Source organism: Streptomyces sp. BE303 (assembly GCF_036290945.1).
In the GTDB taxonomy this organism is placed as follows: Bacteria; Actinomycetota; Actinomycetes; order Streptomycetales; family Streptomycetaceae; genus Kitasatospora.
Window position 1 is genome coordinate 38,331 of record NZ_JAQYWZ010000717.1, and the last position, 16,719, is coordinate 55,049.

Below are 16,719 nucleotides of genomic sequence, written 5' to 3' on the forward strand. Positions count from 1 at the left end.
CACGTGCGCACCCGCCTTCTCGGCATCCTGATCGCGCTGATGCTCTGCGTCCTCGCCGCGCTCGGACTGCCGCTCGCCGCCGCGGTCGCGGCCGCCGAGCAGAGCCGGGTGGTGGTCGACCGCCTGGACGACGCCGCCCGGTTCGCCCAGGACCTGCCCACCTCGGGCGTGTCCGGCCTGGAGTCCGCGCTCAAGGGCGACCCGCAGCCGGCCCCCGGCGACCTCAGCCGCCGGCACGCCCTGGGCAACGAGGTGGTCCGCTACCACGAGCTGTACGGGGTGCGGATCGGCATCTTCCAGCGCGACGGCATGCCGATCGCGGTCGCCCCGGCCGACTGGCGGGTGCCGGTCGCCGGCTGGGGCGAGCAGGCCTTCCAGGAGGCGCTCGACGGCCGGCGCAGCCACAACCCGCCCCAGGTCTGGCCGTGGACCCCGGACCGGACGCTCACCGTCGCGACCCCGGTGGTCCGGGACGGCGACGTGGTCGCGGTAGTGCTCAGCGAGTCCCCGACCGGCGCGCTGCGCACCCGCGTCCTGCACCGCTGGCTGGTGATCGGAGCCGGTGAGGCCGCCGCGATGATCGTCGCGGTGCTGCTGGCCGGCCGGCTCACCGAATGGGTGCTGCGCCCGGTCCGCACCCTGGACCGGGCCACCCACGACATCGCCACCGGCCGGATGAACGCCCGGGTGGCGCCCGGCGGCGGACCGCCCGAGCTGCAGCGGCTGGCCCGGTCGTTCAACGAGATGGCCGACCACGTGGTGCTCGCCCTCGACCAGCAGAAGGCCTTCGTCGCGGACGCCTCGCACCAGCTGCGCAACCCGCTGGCGGCGCTGCTGCTGCGGGTCGAGGTGCTGGGCCTGGAGCTGCCCGAGGGGCACGACGAGGAGCTCGGCGGGGTCCGCGAGGAGGGTGTCCGGCTGGCCCGCGTGCTGGACGACCTGCTCGGGCTGGCCACCGCCGAGCACGCCCGCCCCGAGCCGGAGCCGACCGACCTCGCCGTGCTCGCCCTCGCCAGGGCCGACGCCTGGCGGCCGGTGGCCGCGCAGCGCGGGATCGAGCTGGCCTGGGAGGGACCGGCCCTGGCGCTCGGCCTGGCGGATCCGATCGGCTTCGGGAGCGCGTTGGACGCGGTGCTCGACAACGCGATCAAGTTCGGGCCGGACGGGAGCCGGGTGCGGGTGCTGGTCGCGGTACGGCGTGACGAGGTCGCGGTGACCGTCTCGGACCGGGGGCCGGGCCTCACCGAGGAGGAACTGGCCCGGGCCGGCGACCGGTTCTGGCGCAGCGCGCGCCACCAGAACGTGGACGGCTCGGGCCTCGGGCTGTCGATCGCCCGCACCCTGCTGCAGGCGGCGGGCGGCTCGCTGACCTTCGGCGCGGTCGTGCCGACCGGTCTGGCGGTCACCCTGGCGGTGCCGCGGGCGACCAGGAAGCAGCTCTAGAGCGCCCCGCCCCGGCCCCGGCGGCAGCCGGGGCGGCCGCTACGGCTTGACCGAGCGGTAGTAGCGCATCGCGCCCTCGTGCAGCGGGAGCGGGTCGGTGTAGACGGCGGTGCGCAGGTCGACGAGCTGGGCGGCGTGCACCTGGGCGCCGATCTGGTCGCGGCTGTCTATCACCGCCCCGGTCATGCCCTGGACCAGGTCGTCGTCGACGTCGGCCCGGGTGATCAGCAGGTTGGGGACGGCCACGGTGGCCACGGCGTCCTTGGGCTCGGCGTTGGGGTAGGTGCCCTTCGGCATGGTGGCCGCGCGGTAGGCGTCGGTGCCGCCGCCCTCGACCTTGTGGACCGCCTCGGCGAGGTCGCCGAGCGGCACGATCCTGATCCGGACGTGGTCGGACAGGTCGGTCAGCGCGCTGGTCGGCAGTCCGCCGGACCAGAAGAACGCGTCCAGCTCGCCGGCCCGCAGGCCGTCGGCCGCGTCGCCGATGCCCAGGAAGGCGGGCTTGATGTCGCGGTCCGGGTCCAGGCCGGCGGCGGCCAGCAGCCGCCGGGTGACCAGGTTGACCCCGGACAGCGACTGGCCGACGCCCACCCGCAGGCCCTTCAGGTCGGCCGTCCGGCGGACCGGCGAGGAGGCCGGGACGACCAGCTGGAGGTAGTCGTCGTAGAGCCGGGCGATCGCCCGGAGCTTCTCCCGGCCGGGCCCGGAGTACTGGGCGACGGCGTCGGCGGTGGCGATCGCGAAGTCGTCGCGGCCGTTGGTCACCCGGGCCAGGTTGTCGATCGACCCCTCCGAGTTGTCCAGCCGCAGCCGGACCCCCGGCATCGCCTTGGCGACGTGGGTCTCCAGCAGCTGCCCGTACCGGTCGTACACCCCGCGCTTCACCCCGGTGGCGAAACCGGTGTCGCCCTGCGGGTAACCGGGCGAGCGGCTCTCCGAGAGCCACCAGCCGCTGAGGCCCGCCGCCACCAGGACCAGCACCATCGCCACCCGCCAGAGCGGGCGGCGGGCCGCCGTGCGGACGGCGCTGCCGAGGTGGGTGCGGGTGTCGGGGGCCATGCAGGGATAGTGCCAGGCGCATGCGGCGAACGGGAGGGGAAAGTCGTTCGCGGCTGCCCGTACCCTGGTCGGGTGAGCGGTGACAGCGGATCGAAGAGCTACAGGGTCGTCACGTACGGCTGCCAGATGAACGTCCATGACTCCGAGCGGCTCTCCGGGCTGCTCGAGGACGCCGGGTACGTGAAGGCCGGGCAGGAGGGCGACCCCGACCTGGTCGTCTTCAACACCTGCGCGGTCCGGGAGAACGCCGACAACAAGCTGTACGGCAACCTCGGGCAGCTGGCACCGGTCAAGACCCGTCACAAGGGCATGCAGATCGCCGTCGGCGGCTGCCTGGCCCAGAAGGACCGCGACACCATCGTCCGCAAGGCCCCCTGGGTCGACGTGGTCTTCGGCACCCACAACATCGGGCACCTGCCGGCGCTGCTGGAGCGGGCCGCGGTCGAGCGCAAGGCCCAGGTCGAGATCCTGGAGTCGCTGGAGACCTTCCCCTCCACCCTGCCCACCCGCCGCGAGTCCGCGTACGCCGCGTGGGTCGCGATCTCGGTCGGCTGCAACAACACCTGCACCTTCTGCATCGTCCCGGCGCTGCGCGGCAAGGAGGAGGACCGCCGCCCCGGCGACGTCCTCGCCGAGATCGAGGCGCTGGTCGACGAGGGCGTCATCGAGGTCACCCTGCTCGGCCAGAACGTCAACGCCTACGGCTCCGACCTGGGCGACCGCGAGGCGTTCTCCAAGCTGCTGCGCGCCGCCGGGCAGATCGAGGGCCTGGAGCGGATCCGCTTCACCTCGCCGCACCCGCGCGACTTCACCGACGACGTGATCGCCGCGATGGCCGAGACCCCGAACGTGATGCACCAGCTGCACATGCCGCTGCAGTCGGGCTCGGACACCGTGCTGAAGGCGATGCGCCGCTCGTACCGGCAGGAGCGCTTCCTGGGCATCATCCGCAAGGTGCGGGAGGCGATGCCGGACGCCGCCATCTCCACCGACATCATCGTGGGCTTCCCCGGCGAGACCGAGGAGGACTTCGAGCAGACCATGCACACGGTCCGCGAGGCCCGCTTCACCAACGCCTTCACCTTCCAGTACTCCAAGCGCCCCGGCACCCCGGCGGCCGACATGGCGGACCAGATCCCCAAGGCCGTCGTCCAGGCCCGCTACGACCGGCTGATCGCCCTCCAGGAGGAGATCTCCTGGGACGAGAACAAGAAGCAGGTCGGCCGCACCCTGGAGGTCCTGGTCGCCGAGGGCGAGGGCAAGAAGGACGACAAGACCGACCGGCTCTCCGGCCGCGCCCCCGACAACCGGCTGGTCCACTTCACCCGCCCGTCGGGGCCGGTCCGGCCCGGCGACATGGTCACGGTGGAGATCACCTACGCGGCCCCGCACCACCTGCTGGCCGAGGGGCCGGCCCTCGCGGTGCGCCGCACCCGGGCCGGGGACGCCTGGGAGAAGCGCCAGGCCCGGCCGGCCGCCAAGCCGGCCGGCGTGATGCTGGGCCTGCCGTCCGTCGGAGCCCCGGCGGCGCTGCCGCTCGCCGCCCCGGCGGGCGGCTGCTGCGGCGACTGAGCGAGCTCCGCGCGCGGCGGCCCGGCGGGATCACGGATCCGGCCGGGCCGCTCGCGTTGTTCGTTACAGTGATCCACATGCTGGTTGCCGCCGCCGTCTGCCCCTGCCCGCCGCTGCTCGTCCCGGAGGTCGCCGCCGGGGCGGCCGCCGAACTGGAGCCGCTCCGCGCGGCCTGCGACGAGGCGGTGGCGGCGGTGCTCGCCGCCGCTCCGGACCTGCTCGTGGTGGTCGGCACCGGCCCCGAGCCCGAGGTGTGGACCGAGGGCGGCGCCGGCTCCTTCCACCGGTACGGCGTGCCGCTGGTGGCCGCGCTGCCGGGCGGCCGGGCCGAGGGTCCGGAGCTGGCGCCCGCGCTGACCGTCGGTGCCTGGCTGCTGCAGCGGGCCGGGGTGACCGTGCCCACCCACGCCTGTGCGGTGCCCGCCGACGCGCCCGCCGACCGGATGCTCGGGCTGGGACAGGGCCTGGCCGGGCTGGCCGACCGGGTCGGGCTGCTGGTGATGGGGGACGGCAGCGCCTGCCGCTCGGTCAAGGCGCCCGGCTACCTGGACGAGCGCGCCGAGGGGTTCGACGCCGCGTCGGCGCGGGCCCTGGGGTCGGCGGACACCGCGGCGCTGGCCGCGCTGGACGCGGACCTGGCCGCCGAGCTGAAGGCCGAGGGACGGGCCCCCTGGCAGGTCCTGGCCGGCGCCGCGGAGGGCGCCGGCCTGACCGGGCGGCTGGGCTACCAGGACGCCCCGTACGGGGTGGGTTACCTGGTCGCGGCCTGGAGCTGACCTCCGGGCGGGGGCGTCCGTCAGACGGTCGGCCCCGGGGTGCCGCCGGCGGGGGCGTCGGGGCCGGACGCCGGGGGCTTGTGGGCGAAGTCGTCCACCGCCCCCTTGGCCTTGCTGGTGCCGTGCTCGATCTTCTCGGCGTACTTGCCCTTGGTGGCCTTGTCGATCGCGCCGCCGGCTTTGTCGACCGCCTGCTCGATCTGCGCGCTGTGCTTGCCGGCGAACTCGCCGGCCTTGTCCTTGAGCTCTCCGGCCTTGCCCTTGAGGTTGTCCATCAGACCCATGGCGCCTCACCCTTCCTCGTCCGTTTCCCTCACAACGTCCGTCGCGGGCGAACCGTTCGCAAGGACCCGGCGCGGCCGAAAACGGAGGTAATCGGTCATATGGTCGCCCGATCGGACGGGCCGGCCGGGGAGGGCCGTCGGCGGGTCGCCGTTTTTGGCAGACTTGACCGGTGAGCAGCTCCCCCACCGCCCCGCCCGCCCGCCCCGTCGAGCCCGGCCGGCCCCGCGTCGTCTCGGTCGTCGGCGCGACCGCCGCCGGCAAGTCCGACCTGGCCGTCGCCATCGCCCGCGCGCTCGGCGGCGAGGTGATCAACACCGACTCGATGCAGCTCTACCGGGGCATGGACATCGGCACCGCCAAACTCGCGACGGACGAGCGCGGCGGGATCCCGCACCACCTGCTGGACATCTGGGACGTCACCGAGGCCGCCAGCGTCGCCGAGTACCAGCGGTCGGCCCGGGCCGTGATGGACCGGCTGCTCGCGGCCGGCCGCACCCCCGTCCTGGTCGGCGGCTCCGGGCTGTACGTCCGGGCGGCGATCGACGAGATGGAGTTCCCCGGCACCGACCCGGAGGTCCGCGCCCGGCTGGAGGCCGAACTGGCCGAAGCCGGCCCGTACGTGCTGCACCGGCGGCTGGCCGCACTGGACCCCACCGCGGCCGAGGCGATCCTGACCGGCAACGGCCGGCGGATCGTCCGCGCGCTGGAGGTCATCGAGATCACCGGGCAGCCGTTCACCGCCAACCTGCCGACGAACACCGCCGTGTACGACGCCGTGCAGATCGGCGTCGCGGTGCCCCGGCCCGAGCTGGACGAGCGGATCACCCTGCGGGTGGACCGGATGTGGCAGGCCGGGCTGCTCGACGAGGTGCGGGAGCTGGAGAAGGCCGGCCTGCGGGAGGGGCGGACGGCCTCCCGGGCCCTCGGCTACCAGCAGGTGCTGGACCACTTCGCGGGGGAGTGCACCGAGGACGAGGCGCGCGCCGAGACCGTCCGGGCCACCAAGCGGTTCGCCCGGCGACAGGAGTCGTGGTTCCGCCGGGACGACCGGATCCACTGGCTCGCCCGCCCGGCCGGCACCGATCCGGTCGAGCTGCTCGGCCGCTCGCTGGAGCTGATCGACCGTCAGGAACCCGCCGTCCGATAGGCGGTTTCCGGCCACCCGGCGGTGCAGCTGCGCGCGCAGACGGGCGTGCAGGACGACCCGGCGGTCACGGCCGGATCACGTGATGGCCACGGATCACCCGTCTACCCCGGTCAGGCCCGGAACGCCCTCCTGGACATGCCATCATCGATGCCATAAGGGATCGGCCGGGCGGCCGATCGTGCCCGGCCGCGAGTTCGCACTCGTGTCGAACTGTCAGGGGAGGCCGCGTGTCGACGGGTACCGGCCCCGAAACCGGCCAGAGCGCCGGACAGCGGAGCGGCCGTGCCGCCACCGCGCAGGCCGACGGCCTCGACGCCTCGACGCTGCCCGATCTGCCGGTCCTGCCGGGCCTCGACGCACCCACCTCCTACGCGGTCGCGCTGCCGGCGCTGGACAGCGCCCCGGCCGGTGCCGTGCACGAGCGTGAGATCCGCCCGCGCCGCCGGCTCCGCTGGTGGCAGACCCTGCCGATCGCCCTGCTGGCCACCGCCGGTTCGCTGATGTTCGCCTTCCCGCTGGCGTTCGGCTCGGCCGGGGCCGGGTCGGCGATGATCGGGATGCTCGGCCTGCTGCTCACCGCGGCCTCGGTCGGCTGGGGCGCGATGGCCGCCCGGCACGCCGGCTACAAGTGGCCGGGTCTGCCGCGCCGCGGCACCGGCGAGCGGGCCGGGTGGAAGTCGATCGTGATCTACACGCTGATCGTGCTGGCCGCCTGCGCGCTGGCCCTGTGGCGAGTGGTCCGGCTCTCCGGTCGGTAGGGCCCGGGTGCGGCCGTCCGGTTCGTCCGCGCCGTCCGTCCCGTGCTGCCCCGCCCGTCCGCCCCGCCCGCCCGTCCGCCCGGTGGAACCGGAGCGCGGCCGTCCGGCCCGGCTCGGTAGCATCGGGAGGGTGACCGCCTCCTCCGCTCAGCCCGTCGGCCTTCCCTTCCTCAAGGGGCACGGCACTCAGAACGACTTCGTCATCGTCCCCGACCCGGACGGCCGGCTGGACATCGGCCCGCGCGCCGTCGCCGCGCTCTGCGACCGCAGGGCGGGGATCGGCGGGGACGGGCTGCTGCGCGTGGTGCGCTCCGCCGCCGACCCGGCCGCGGCCGGCCTGGCCGACCGGGCCGAGTGGTTCATGGACTACCGCAACTCGGACGGCTCGATCGGCGAGATGTGCGGCAACGGGGTCCGGGTCTTCGCCCGCTACCTGGTCGAGGCCGGGCTGGCCGAGCCGGGCGAGCTGGCGGTGGCCACCCGGGCCGGGGTGCGGACCGTGCGGATCGCCGAGGACGCCGAGGACGGCACGCCCGGCGAGGTCACCGTGGACATGGGCCGCGCGGTGCTGCCCGGTCCGGACGGGATCGAGGTCGCCGTCGGCGAGCGGCGCTGGCCGGCCCTGAACGTGAACATGGGCAACCCGCACGCGGTGGCCTTCGTCGAGAGCCTGGACCACGCCGGCGACCTGCTGGCCGCGCCGGCGACGAGCCCCGAGGGGGCCTACCCGGAGGGCGTCAACGTCGAGTTCGTGGTGGACCGGGGCCCGCGCCACGTCGCCATGCGGGTGCACGAGCGCGGCTCCGGCGAGACCCGCTCCTGCGGCACCGGCGCCTGCGCCGTCGCGGTGGCCGCCGCCCGCCGGGACGGCGTCGACCCGGCGGTCACCGGCGAGGCCGTCACCTACACGGTGGACGTCCTGGGCGGCCGGCTGATGATCACGGAGTACCCGGACGGCCGGGTGGAGAAGACCGGTCCGGCGGTGATCGTGGCCCGTGGCGAGCTGGAGCCCGGTCTGACGGCCGCACGGGAGGGGTGACAACCGCACGGCAGTGCGGAGCCGGTCGCGTCGGGCGGTGTGGTCGGCAGGTTTGCCCAATCCGTATGCGGCCGAATCCCCCCGTTCGGGTGATACCGATGACGGACGGGAAGCAGGGCATCGCGGAACGTGCTCTGCTCGGTAGCATGGACCACCGGGTCGGCCCAAGCTCCCGGTGACCGCTGCCGGAGGTGCCGATGACCATCGAAGCCGGGCAGCCCCTGGCGGGGCAGCCGACGACCGCACGGCAGGCCGGGCCCAGACGGCCCCTCGGAGGGCTGGGCCGGGCCGCCCTCGGCCGGGCCGGCCGGGCCGCGCTGCTGGCCACCGACCGCCCGCCGGTGCCGGACGCCCTCGAACCGCTGGTCCAGGCGCACCGGCGGCACCACCCGCAGGCCGACCTCGGCCTGCTCGGGCGCGCCTACCGGCTGGCCGAGGCCAGCCACCGCGGGCAGAAGCGGAAGAGCGGCGAGCCCTACATCACCCACCCGCTCGCCGTCACCATGATCCTGGCCCAACTCGGTGCCGGGACGACCACGTTGGTCGCCTCGCTGCTCCACGACACCGTGGAGGACACCGAGTTGACGCTGGAGCAGGTGGGCGCCGGGTTCGGGCCCGAAGTCGCCTACCTGGTCGACGGGGTGACCAAACTGGAGAAGGTCGACTTCGGCGCCGCCGCCGAGGCCGAGACCTTCCGCAAGATGCTGGTCGCCACCGGGGACGACGTCCGGGTCATGGTGATCAAGCTGGCCGACCGGCTGCACAACATGCGCACCATCCGGCACATGAAGCCGGCCAGCCAGGTGCGGATCGCCAAGGTCACCCGGGACGTGCTGATCCCGCTGGCCGAACGGCTCGGGATCCAGGTGCTCAAGGCGGAGCTGGAGGACATCGTCTTCGCCACCCTGCACCCCGAGGAGCACACCCGCGCCCGCGCCCTGCTCACCCGCCACGAGGCGGGCCAGGACACCCTGTTGGAGCCGTTCGCCCGGGCCCTGGACCGCCAGCTCGCCGAGGCCGGGATCGCCGCCGAGGTCACCGTCCGCCCCCGGCACGGCGTCTCGCTGCACCGGGTCCTGCTCAAGCGGGCCGCCGCGCCCGGCCCGGACGGCAGGCCGCAGGGGCCGCAGCCGGCCGACTTCGGGCGCCTGCTGGTGGTGGTCGAGGAGAACGCCGACTGCTACGCCGTGCTCGGCGAGCTGCACACCTGCTGGACGCCGCTGCCCGGCGAGTTCAAGGACTTCGTGGCCGCCCCCAAGTTCAACCTCTACCAGTCCCTGCACACCGCGGTGGCGCTGGCCGGCGGCGAGGTCGTCGAGGTGCTGGTGCGCACCCGGCGGATGCACGAGGTCGCCGAGACCGGCGTGGTCGCGCTCGGCGACCCCGGACAGCCGGGCGGCGGCGACCAGGGCGGCGACGAACTGGACCGCACCGACCCGGCCCGGCCCGGCTGGCTCTCCCGACTGCTGGAGTGGCAGCAGGAGACCCCGGACCCGGACGCCTTCTGGTCCGCGCTCACCGCCGACCTGGCCGGGGACCGCGAGATCACCGTCGTCACCGAGCACGGCGAAACGCTTCAGCTGAGGGCCGGCGCCAGCTGCGTGGACGCCGCGTACCTGCTCGGCGAGGAGACCGGCCACCGCTGCATCGGGGCCCGGGTGAACGGCCGGCTCACCGCGCTCTCCACCGTCCTGCGGGACGGCGACCGGGTGGCCATCCTCACCGACGAGCCCGCGGCGCCCGCCGGGTCCGCGACGCCCGACGGCGCCGGGACGCCCGGCCGGGAGGACGGCGCCCCGTCCGGGCCCGGCCGCCACCGCGCCGAACCGTCCGGCCCGGCGCCCGAGTGGCTGGCGCACGTCCGGACCCCGGCGGCCCGGCTGGCCATCGAACGCTGGCTGGCCGACCACCCGCCGCGCCGCCCGGTGGTCCGCACCGGCCCCTCGGCCGGGCAGCCGGCGCCGCCCGCGCACCGCGCCGCCCCCGACCGGCCGGCCGCCCCGGTCACCGTGGCCGGCCGCCCCGGTGCTCCGGTCCGGCTGGCGCGCTGCTGCACCCCCGTACCGCCCGACGCGATCGCGGGCTACCCGATCCGGGGCGGCGCGGTCGCCGTGCACCGGGCCGGCTGTCCGGCGGGGGAGCGGATGCGGGCCGACGGCCGCGGTGCGCTGGAGGTCGACTGGCGGCCGGGCGCGCCGCCCGCGGGCTACCGGGCCACCCTGCGCGCCGAGGCGCTGAACCGGCCCCGCCTGCTCGCCGACCTCACCGCGGCGATCTCGGAGGAGGGGGTCGGGATCGTCTCCGCCGAGGTCGAGCCGCCGCAGGAACTCCGGGTCCGGCACACCTACACCGTCGAGCTGCCCGACCCGGCCTCGCTCGCCGCCGTGCTCCGGGCCATGCTGAAGGTCTCCGGCGTGTACGACGTCAGCCGTCCGCACGCCCCGGCGGGCGGCGGCGGAGGGCGGACCCCGGCGGGCGGGGCGCCGGGGGAGGCCGTGCGGGAGGGGCCGGCGGACTCGCCGGGCGACGCGCCGCCGGAAAATGGGGATGACCGGTCCGCACCGGGCGTGCGAACATCATGGGGAATTCACGGCCGGACCGCGGCGTTCACCGGGCAGAGGAGTCTCAGCCGGTCCCTCGGTCCCGAGGGGTAGCTCACACCTCGCCCGAGTGGTAGACGGGGCGGCAGCTGGGCAGACTCCGGGCACGACCGTCCGTACGGTCGCGCACAGGCCACCCGTACCAGCAGCCTAAGGACAGAATGACCTCCACGTTCGACACCCGCGACCACGCCGACGCCCCGCGCCGCACGGACGGTCTGCGGGCGGAAGCCCTCATGGACGAGGACCTCGCGGCCATCGACGAGGACCTCGGCCACCACTACGACGGCGACCAGTACGACCGCAGCGAGCGTGCCGCGCTGCGCCGCGTCGCCGGCCTCTCCACCGAACTCCAGGACGTCACCGAGGTCGAGTACCGACAGCTCCGCCTGGAGCGCGTGGTGCTCGTCGGTGTCTGGACCGACGGCACCGTCGAGGAGGCGGAGAACTCGCTCGCCGAGCTCGCCGCCCTGGCCGAGACGGCCGGCTCCGAGGTGCTGGACGGCGTCATCCAGCGCCGCGACAAGCCCGACGCCGCCACCTACATCGGCTCCGGCAAGGCCAAGGAACTGCGCGACATCGTCGCCGCGACCGGGGCCGACACCGTCGTCTGCGACGGTGAGCTCACCCCCGGCCAGCTGATCCACCTGGAAGACGTGGTCAAGGTCAAGGTCGTCGACCGGACGGCCCTGATCCTCGACATCTTCGCCCAGCACGCCAAGTCCCGCGAGGGCAAGGCGCAGGTCTCGCTCGCGCAGATGCAGTACATGCTTCCGCGCCTGCGCGGCTGGGGTCAGTCGCTCTCCCGGCAGATGGGTGGTGGCGGCGCCGGCTCGTCCGGCGGCGGCATGGCCACCCGTGGTCCCGGTGAGACGAAGATCGAGACCGACCGTCGTCGGATCCGCGAGAAGATGGCGAAGCTCCGCAGGGAGATCGCCGACATGAAGAAGGGCCGCGACACCAAGCGGCAGGAGCGCCGGCGCCACCAGGTGCCGTCGGTCGCCATCGCCGGCTACACCAACGCCGGCAAGTCCTCCCTGCTCAACCGGCTCACCGGTGCGGGCGTGCTGGTGGAGAACTCCCTGTTCGCCACCCTCGACCCGACCGTGCGCCGGGCGCAGACGCCGAGCGGCCGGGTCTACACCCTGGCCGACACCGTCGGCTTCGTGCGGCACCTGCCGCACCACCTGGTCGAGGCGTTCCGCTCCACCATGGAGGAGGTCGCCGACGCCGACCTCATCCTGCACGTGGTGGACGGCTCGCACCCCGAGCCGGAGACCCAGCTGGCCGCCGTCCGCGAGGTGGTCGTCTCGGTCGACGCGCAGAACGTGCCCGAGATCGTGGTGATCAACAAGGCCGACGCCGCCGACCCGCTGGTGCTCCAGCGGCTGCTGCGCCGCGAGCCGCACGCCATCGTGGTGTCGGCCCGCACCGGCCAGGGCATGGAGGAGCTGCTCAAGCTCATCGACGACGAGCTGCCGCGCCCGGCCGTCGAGGTGCACGTCCTCGTCCCGTACACCCAGGGCGGCCTGGTCTCCCGGGTGCACGCCGAGGGCGAGCTGATCGCCACCGAGCACACCGCGGACGGCACGCTGCTGCACGCCAAGGTGCCGGCCGAGCTGGCCGCCGAGCTGGAGCGCTACACCGTGGCGCTGACGCCGCAGGGCTGATCCGGTACGCCGACGGGCCCCGGTCCGCCCTCCCTCGGGAGGGCGGACCGGGGCCCGTCGGCGTACGGCCGGTTACTTCTTCTTGGAGATCCAGTCCAGCGCCTGCTTGGCGACCGTCTCCAGGTACGGCCCGCTCAGCGAGGTGTGGTCCTGGGTGCCGATCGAGGTGTTGGAGACCAGGGCGGTCCGGCCGTCCGGCATCGGCGCGAACCAGCCGCCGCCGCTGGAGCCCTGGGTCATGTTGCAGCCGATGGTGAGCATCGACGGGCGCTTCGGGTCGAAGGAGAGCCGGGTCGGCTTCCCGCCCTCGCACTTGTAGAGCTCCTGGCCGTCGAACGGCTTGAAGAGGGGGTAGCCGACGGCCGAGACGGCGACCTTGTCGCGCGGGGCGTCGAACCAGACCGGGACGGCCGAGCCGACCGTCTCCTCCAGCGACTTGCCGGTGTCGTTCTGGTTGCTCACCCGCATGATCGCGAAGTCGTACTGGCTGGCCGCGTCGCCGGTGCCGCCGCCCTCGACCAGCCACTGCGGCGAGGTCACCACGTCCTTCGCCCACCAGGTGCCGAGCGGTGCGAGCTCGGCCAGCGGGGCCTTCTTGCCGCCGCTGGAGGCGCCGGAGTTGTTGTAGGCCGGCACGAAGACCAGGTCCTTGAAGTACTTGCCGCCCTTGCCCGGGTGGACGCAGTGGCCGGCCGTCCAGACCAGGTTGCTCCTGCCCGGGTGCGCCGGGTCGGCGATCACGGTGGCCGAGCAGTTGCCGCGACCGCCGTCGGCGGAGAAGAAGATCTTCCCGGAGGGCTGCTTGGTGTACGGGCGCGGCACCGGCACGGCCTTGACCACCGGCGGCTCGGGGTCGGTGACCCCGGCGTCGCCGGCCGGCTTGGCGGTGGGCGGCGCCGGGTCGGCCGGCTTGGAGTCGCCCATCTTGTCCGGGTTCCAGAAGTCCTTCACGATCGGGTTGTTGAAGACGTTCTTGGACGCCCACTTGTCCCAGTCGTCGAAGGTCCACTTCGTCAGGTCGTCCCAGCTCTTCGGCAGGCCCTCCAGCAGGCCGCTCGGGAGACCCGTCGGGAGCGTGATGCCGCCGATCGCGCCGCTGCCGCCCCCCGTGGCGGTGGCACTGCCCGTGGCGGGCGGCGGCGCGGCGGTACCCCCGCCGCCGGAGGGCCCGTCCGGGCCGCAGGCGGTGACGGCGAGCAGGGTCCCCGCGGCGAGGGCCGCGGCCACGGCTGACCGGTGGATCACTGGCATGGTGTGCTTCCCCCTGGTAGTTCGGCGTACGGGCGGCGCACCGCCGCCTCGGAGTCTTTCACTGGGCATCAGGACGGCACCGGCCGACCCCCGGGTTCCGGGCGCGGCCGGCGGTCACCGATCTGTGACGTGGACCGGGCGGCCTCGGCGGGGTGGTCCCGCCCGGCTCGTCGGTACGAAGGGCCCTCCCTCCCCCTGAGCGGTGAACAACGGCCGTTCTTCACCCGGACGAGTGAGCCGTTCTTGTGATCACCCGTCAGGGATAGGTAACCCTTACCTGACGCGACGGTGCGAGCGCCCGCCAGTTCCTCTCCACCCCACGCGCGTCGGCATCCCACGCGCCCCAAGGAGCAGCATTGAGCACCGCCCTCACCGGAGCACCGCCCGACGTCCCGTCCGCCACGGCCCCGCCCCTCCCGGTCGCCGTTCCGGCGCCCGCCGCCGCGCCGGTGCCCGCCCCGGCCGCCGCCGCGCCGGTGCCCGCCCCGGCCGCCGCCGCGCCGGTGCCCGCCCCGGCCGCCGCCGCGCCGGTGCCCGCCCCGGCCGCCGCCGCGCCGGCGGTCTCCGTCCCGGTGCCCGCGCCGGCGGTCGAGGGCCGGGCGGACCGGCTGCTCCACCCGGATCCGGCCGTCGCCGCCGAACAGGCGGCCCTGGAGGCCCTGCTGCGTTGCTGGGCCCGCGAGACCGGCGCCACCCCCGGCCCGGACGGGCACCTGCGGATCGCCGTCCTCGGCGGCGCCGCCCGGCTCTCCGCCCCCGTCCGCCACTGGTCGCCGGCCGGCTGGCACCGCTTCGGTCCGGCCACCCTCGCCGCGGGCCCCGGCACCGCCGACGCCCCCGTGGACGCCGTCACCGCCGCCGCCCTGCTCGCCGCGGCGGCAGCCGACCGGCCCGACCCCGGACAGATCGCCGACCTCGCCGCCCGGGTCGCCGACTCGGTGGTCCGCACCGCCGACATCCTCACCCACCACCGGACCACCCCCGCCCCGCCCGCCGGCGGGCCGGAGGGCTCCCGGTTCCTCGCCGCCGAACAGTCCCTCCTGCTCGGCCACCCGATGCACCCCACCCCGAAGAGCCGGGACGGCCTCGGCCCCGCCCAGAGCGCCGCCTACTCGCCGGAACTGCACGGCTCCTTCCAGGTGCACTGGTACGCCGTCGACCGGGAGCTCCTCGCGGCCGGCTCGGCCCTCCCCGAGAGCGTCGACCGGATCACCGCCCGGCTCCTCGGCGACGCCGCCCTGTTGCCGCCCGGCACCGCGGCCCTGCCGCTGCACCCCTGGCAGGCCCGCGAACTGGCACACCGCCCGGCCGTCGCCGCCCTGCTCGCCGAAGGCCGGCTGCACGACCTCGGCCCGGTCGGCGCGGCCTGGTACCCCACCTCCTCGGTCCGCACCGTCTACCGGCCCGGCACCCCCTGGATGCTGAAGCTCTCGCTCGGCCTGCGGATCACCAACTCCCGCCGGGAGAACCTCCGCAAGGAGCTCCACCGCGGCCTGGAGATGCACCGGCTGCTGGAGAGCGGCCTCGGCGCCGAATGGCGGGCCGCCCACCCCGGCTTCGACGTGGTCCGCGACCCCGCGTGGATCGGCGTCGACCACCCGGGCCTGGGCGATCCGGGCGGCCTGGACACCGTGCTCCGCGCCCAGCCCTTCGCGCCCGCCGACCGCGCCTACTGCGTGGCCGGGCTGGTCGCCGAACGGCCGGACGGCACCGCCGCCACGGGGATCGAGGGGATCGAGGGGATCGCGGGCGCCGCGGCGTCCGCGGCGTCCGCGGCCACCGGGGGCGCCGGGGGCGCCGCCGGGACCGTGCCGTCCCGCCTCGGCGACACCCTGCGCGCCCTCGCCGCCCGCACCGGCCGCCCGCTGCGCACCGTCGCCGCCGAATGGTTCCTGCGCTACCTGGACGCCGTCGTGCTGCCCGTCCTCTGGCTCGACGGACAGGCCGGCATCGCGCTGGAGGCGCACCAGCAGAACAGCCTCGTCCTGCTCGACGCCGACGGCTGGCCGCGCGGCGGCCGCTACCGCGACAACCAGGGCTACTACTACCGGCAGAGCGCCGCCGACCGGCTCACCGCCCGGCTGCCCGGCCTCGGCGCGCAGAGCGACACCTTCCTCGACGACCAGGTGATCGACCACCACTTCGCCTACTACCTGGGCATCAACCACGTCCTCGGCCTGATCGGCGCCCTCGGCTCCCAGCAACTCGCCGACGAGGCCCTGCTGCTGGCCGCGCTGCGCCGGTTCCTCGCCGGACCGGCCGCCGGCGCCACCGGCTCCACGCTGCCCGCGCTGCTGCTGGACGCCCCCACCCTGCCCTGCAAGGCCAACCTGCTCACCCGGCTCAACGGCATGGACGAACTGGTCGGCCCGGTCGCCACCCAGTCCGTCTACGTCGACATCCCCAACCCGGTGGCCGGCGCGTGACGACGCCCGACGACCCGTCCGGCTGGGGTGCCATGCCCACCCCCGCCGGCGAGTTCCGGCTCCGCCCGGTCCGGCTCCCCGCCGACCTCGCGCTGCTCGTCCGCTGGATGAACGACCCCGAGGTCGACGCCTTCTGGGAGCTCGCCGGCCCGCAGGCGGGCACCGAACGGCACGTCCGGGCCCAGCTCGACGGCGACGGGCGCAGCGTGCCCTGCCTCGGCCTGCTCGACGACGCCCCGATGAGTTACTGGGAGGTCTACCGGGCCGACCTCGACCCGCTCGCCGCGCACTACCCCGCCCGGCCGCACGACACCGGCCTCCACCTGCTGCTCGGCCCGGCGGCCAGCCGCGGCCGGGGCCTCGGCGCCACCCTGCTGGCCGCGCTGGCCGCCCGTGTCCTGCGGGAACGTCCGCGGTGCGAGCGGGTGGTCGCCGAACCCGACGTCCGCAACCGGCGCTCGGTCCGGACCTTCGAACGGGCCGGGTTCCGGCTCGCCGCCGAACTCGACCTGCCCGGCAAACGCGCCGCGCTGATGGTCCGCGACCGGCTCCCGGACCCCACCCTCCGCCTCCCGGACCCCGTCACGTCCCACGGCCCGCACCCCGTCACCTCCGGCGGCCCGGACGCCGCGGCGTCCCGCCCCGCGCCCGGACCCGCATCCCGTCAACCCACGCATCCCGCCTAGGACACCT

General features: G+C 75.1%; 13 protein-coding genes. 10 read left to right on the forward strand and 3 right to left on the reverse strand.

What is annotated here, in order from left to right; all coding sequences use genetic code 11:
• The first annotated feature begins 3 nt into the window (after window positions 1–3).
• Window positions 4–1,443: a sensor histidine kinase gene (locus PUR56_RS20635; RefSeq protein WP_329882566.1), complete on the forward strand. Its 1,440-nt coding sequence runs from the start codon at window positions 4–6 to the stop codon at window positions 1,441–1,443.
• 39 nt (window positions 1,444–1,482) lie between these two features.
• Here the strand turns inward: PUR56_RS20635 and PUR56_RS20640 are convergent, their stop codons facing one another.
• Window positions 1,483–2,502 carry a TAXI family TRAP transporter solute-binding subunit gene (locus PUR56_RS20640; protein WP_329882567.1) on the reverse strand — a complete coding sequence of 340 codons (1,020 nt, stop codon included), beginning with the start codon at window positions 2,500–2,502 and terminating at the stop codon, window positions 1,483–1,485.
• 72 nt (window positions 2,503–2,574) lie between these two features.
• Between PUR56_RS20640 and miaB the strand changes: the two genes are divergently transcribed.
• Window positions 2,575–4,074, forward strand: coding sequence for a tRNA (N6-isopentenyl adenosine(37)-C2)-methylthiotransferase MiaB (miaB, locus tag PUR56_RS20645; protein ID WP_329949986.1), 1,500 nt, complete (start codon window positions 2,575–2,577; stop codon window positions 4,072–4,074).
• A gap of 77 nt (window positions 4,075–4,151) precedes the next feature.
• Complete coding sequence (locus PUR56_RS20650) at window positions 4,152–4,850, forward strand: class III extradiol dioxygenase subunit B-like domain-containing protein (RefSeq protein ID WP_329882569.1); 699 nt, start codon at window positions 4,152–4,154, stop codon at window positions 4,848–4,850.
• Between the two features lie 20 nt (window positions 4,851–4,870).
• Here PUR56_RS20650 and PUR56_RS20655 read toward each other — a convergent pair whose 3' ends face one another.
• Entirely contained in the window at window positions 4,871–5,134 is a 264-nt protein-coding gene (locus PUR56_RS20655; RefSeq protein WP_329949987.1) for an antitoxin, read from the reverse strand.
• A gap of 170 nt (window positions 5,135–5,304) precedes the next feature.
• Between PUR56_RS20655 and miaA the strand changes: the two genes are divergently transcribed.
• The 5 genes from miaA (at window position 5,305) to hflX (ending at window position 12,349) form a co-directional block, all read left to right on the forward strand.
• Window positions 5,305–6,282, forward strand: coding sequence for a tRNA (adenosine(37)-N6)-dimethylallyltransferase MiaA (miaA, locus tag PUR56_RS20660; protein WP_329949988.1), 978 nt, complete (start codon window positions 5,305–5,307; stop codon window positions 6,280–6,282).
• 227 nt (window positions 6,283–6,509) lie between these two features.
• The gene (locus PUR56_RS20665; protein WP_329882572.1) at window positions 6,510–7,040 is read left to right on the forward strand and encodes a hypothetical protein; all 531 of its coding nucleotides are present in this window, start codon (window positions 6,510–6,512) and stop codon (window positions 7,038–7,040) included.
• Window positions 7,041–7,170: 130 nt separating this feature from the next.
• Window positions 7,171–8,079 (forward strand): diaminopimelate epimerase, encoded by a 909-nt coding sequence (gene dapF, locus PUR56_RS20670; RefSeq protein ID WP_329949989.1) that lies wholly within the window; start codon window positions 7,171–7,173, stop codon window positions 8,077–8,079.
• A gap of 197 nt (window positions 8,080–8,276) precedes the next feature.
• Window positions 8,277–10,733: a RelA/SpoT family protein gene (locus PUR56_RS20675; RefSeq protein ID WP_329949990.1), complete on the forward strand. Its 2,457-nt coding sequence runs from the start codon at window positions 8,277–8,279 to the stop codon at window positions 10,731–10,733.
• A gap of 107 nt (window positions 10,734–10,840) precedes the next feature.
• A complete protein-coding gene (gene hflX, locus PUR56_RS20680) occupies window positions 10,841–12,349 on the forward strand; it encodes a GTPase HflX (RefSeq protein ID WP_329882575.1) in 1,509 nt (502 codons plus the stop codon).
• A gap of 72 nt (window positions 12,350–12,421) precedes the next feature.
• Here the strand turns inward: hflX and PUR56_RS20685 are convergent, their stop codons facing one another.
• Entirely contained in the window at window positions 12,422–13,600 is a 1,179-nt protein-coding gene (locus PUR56_RS20685) for a trypsin-like serine peptidase (RefSeq protein ID WP_329949991.1), read from the reverse strand.
• Between the two features lie 356 nt (window positions 13,601–13,956).
• On the opposite strand from PUR56_RS20685, the gene PUR56_RS20690 reads away from it, so the two are divergent.
• The gene (locus PUR56_RS20690) at window positions 13,957–16,026 is read left to right on the forward strand and encodes an IucA/IucC family protein (protein WP_443034538.1); all 2,070 of its coding nucleotides are present in this window, start codon (window positions 13,957–13,959) and stop codon (window positions 16,024–16,026) included.
• Entirely contained in the window at window positions 15,918–16,712 is a 795-nt protein-coding gene (locus PUR56_RS20695; RefSeq protein WP_380520165.1) for a GNAT family N-acetyltransferase, read from the forward strand. Before PUR56_RS20690 ends, PUR56_RS20695 begins: the two co-directional genes overlap by 109 nt.
• The last annotated feature ends 7 nt before the right edge of the window (window positions 16,713–16,719 follow it).

What these genes read in the sequence shown, in the direction of transcription:
- PUR56_RS20640 (WP_329882567.1), bottom strand. Translation starts at nt 2,502, where the DNA reads ATGGCCCCCGACACCCGCACCCACCTCGGCAGCGCCGTCCGCACGGCG.
- PUR56_RS20650 (WP_329882569.1), top strand. Translation starts at nt 4,152, where the DNA reads ATGCTGGTTGCCGCCGCCGTCTGCCCCTGCCCGCCGCTGCTCGTCCCG.
- PUR56_RS20655 (WP_329949987.1), bottom strand. Translation starts at nt 5,134, where the DNA reads ATGGGTCTGATGGACAACCTCAAGGGCAAGGCCGGAGAGCTCAAGGAC.
- PUR56_RS20675 (WP_329949990.1), top strand. Translation starts at nt 8,277, where the DNA reads ATGACCATCGAAGCCGGGCAGCCCCTGGCGGGGCAGCCGACGACCGCA.
- hflX (WP_329882575.1), top strand. Translation starts at nt 10,841, where the DNA reads ATGACCTCCACGTTCGACACCCGCGACCACGCCGACGCCCCGCGCCGC.
- PUR56_RS20685 (WP_329949991.1), bottom strand. Translation starts at nt 13,600, where the DNA reads ATGCCAGTGATCCACCGGTCAGCCGTGGCCGCGGCCCTCGCCGCGGGG.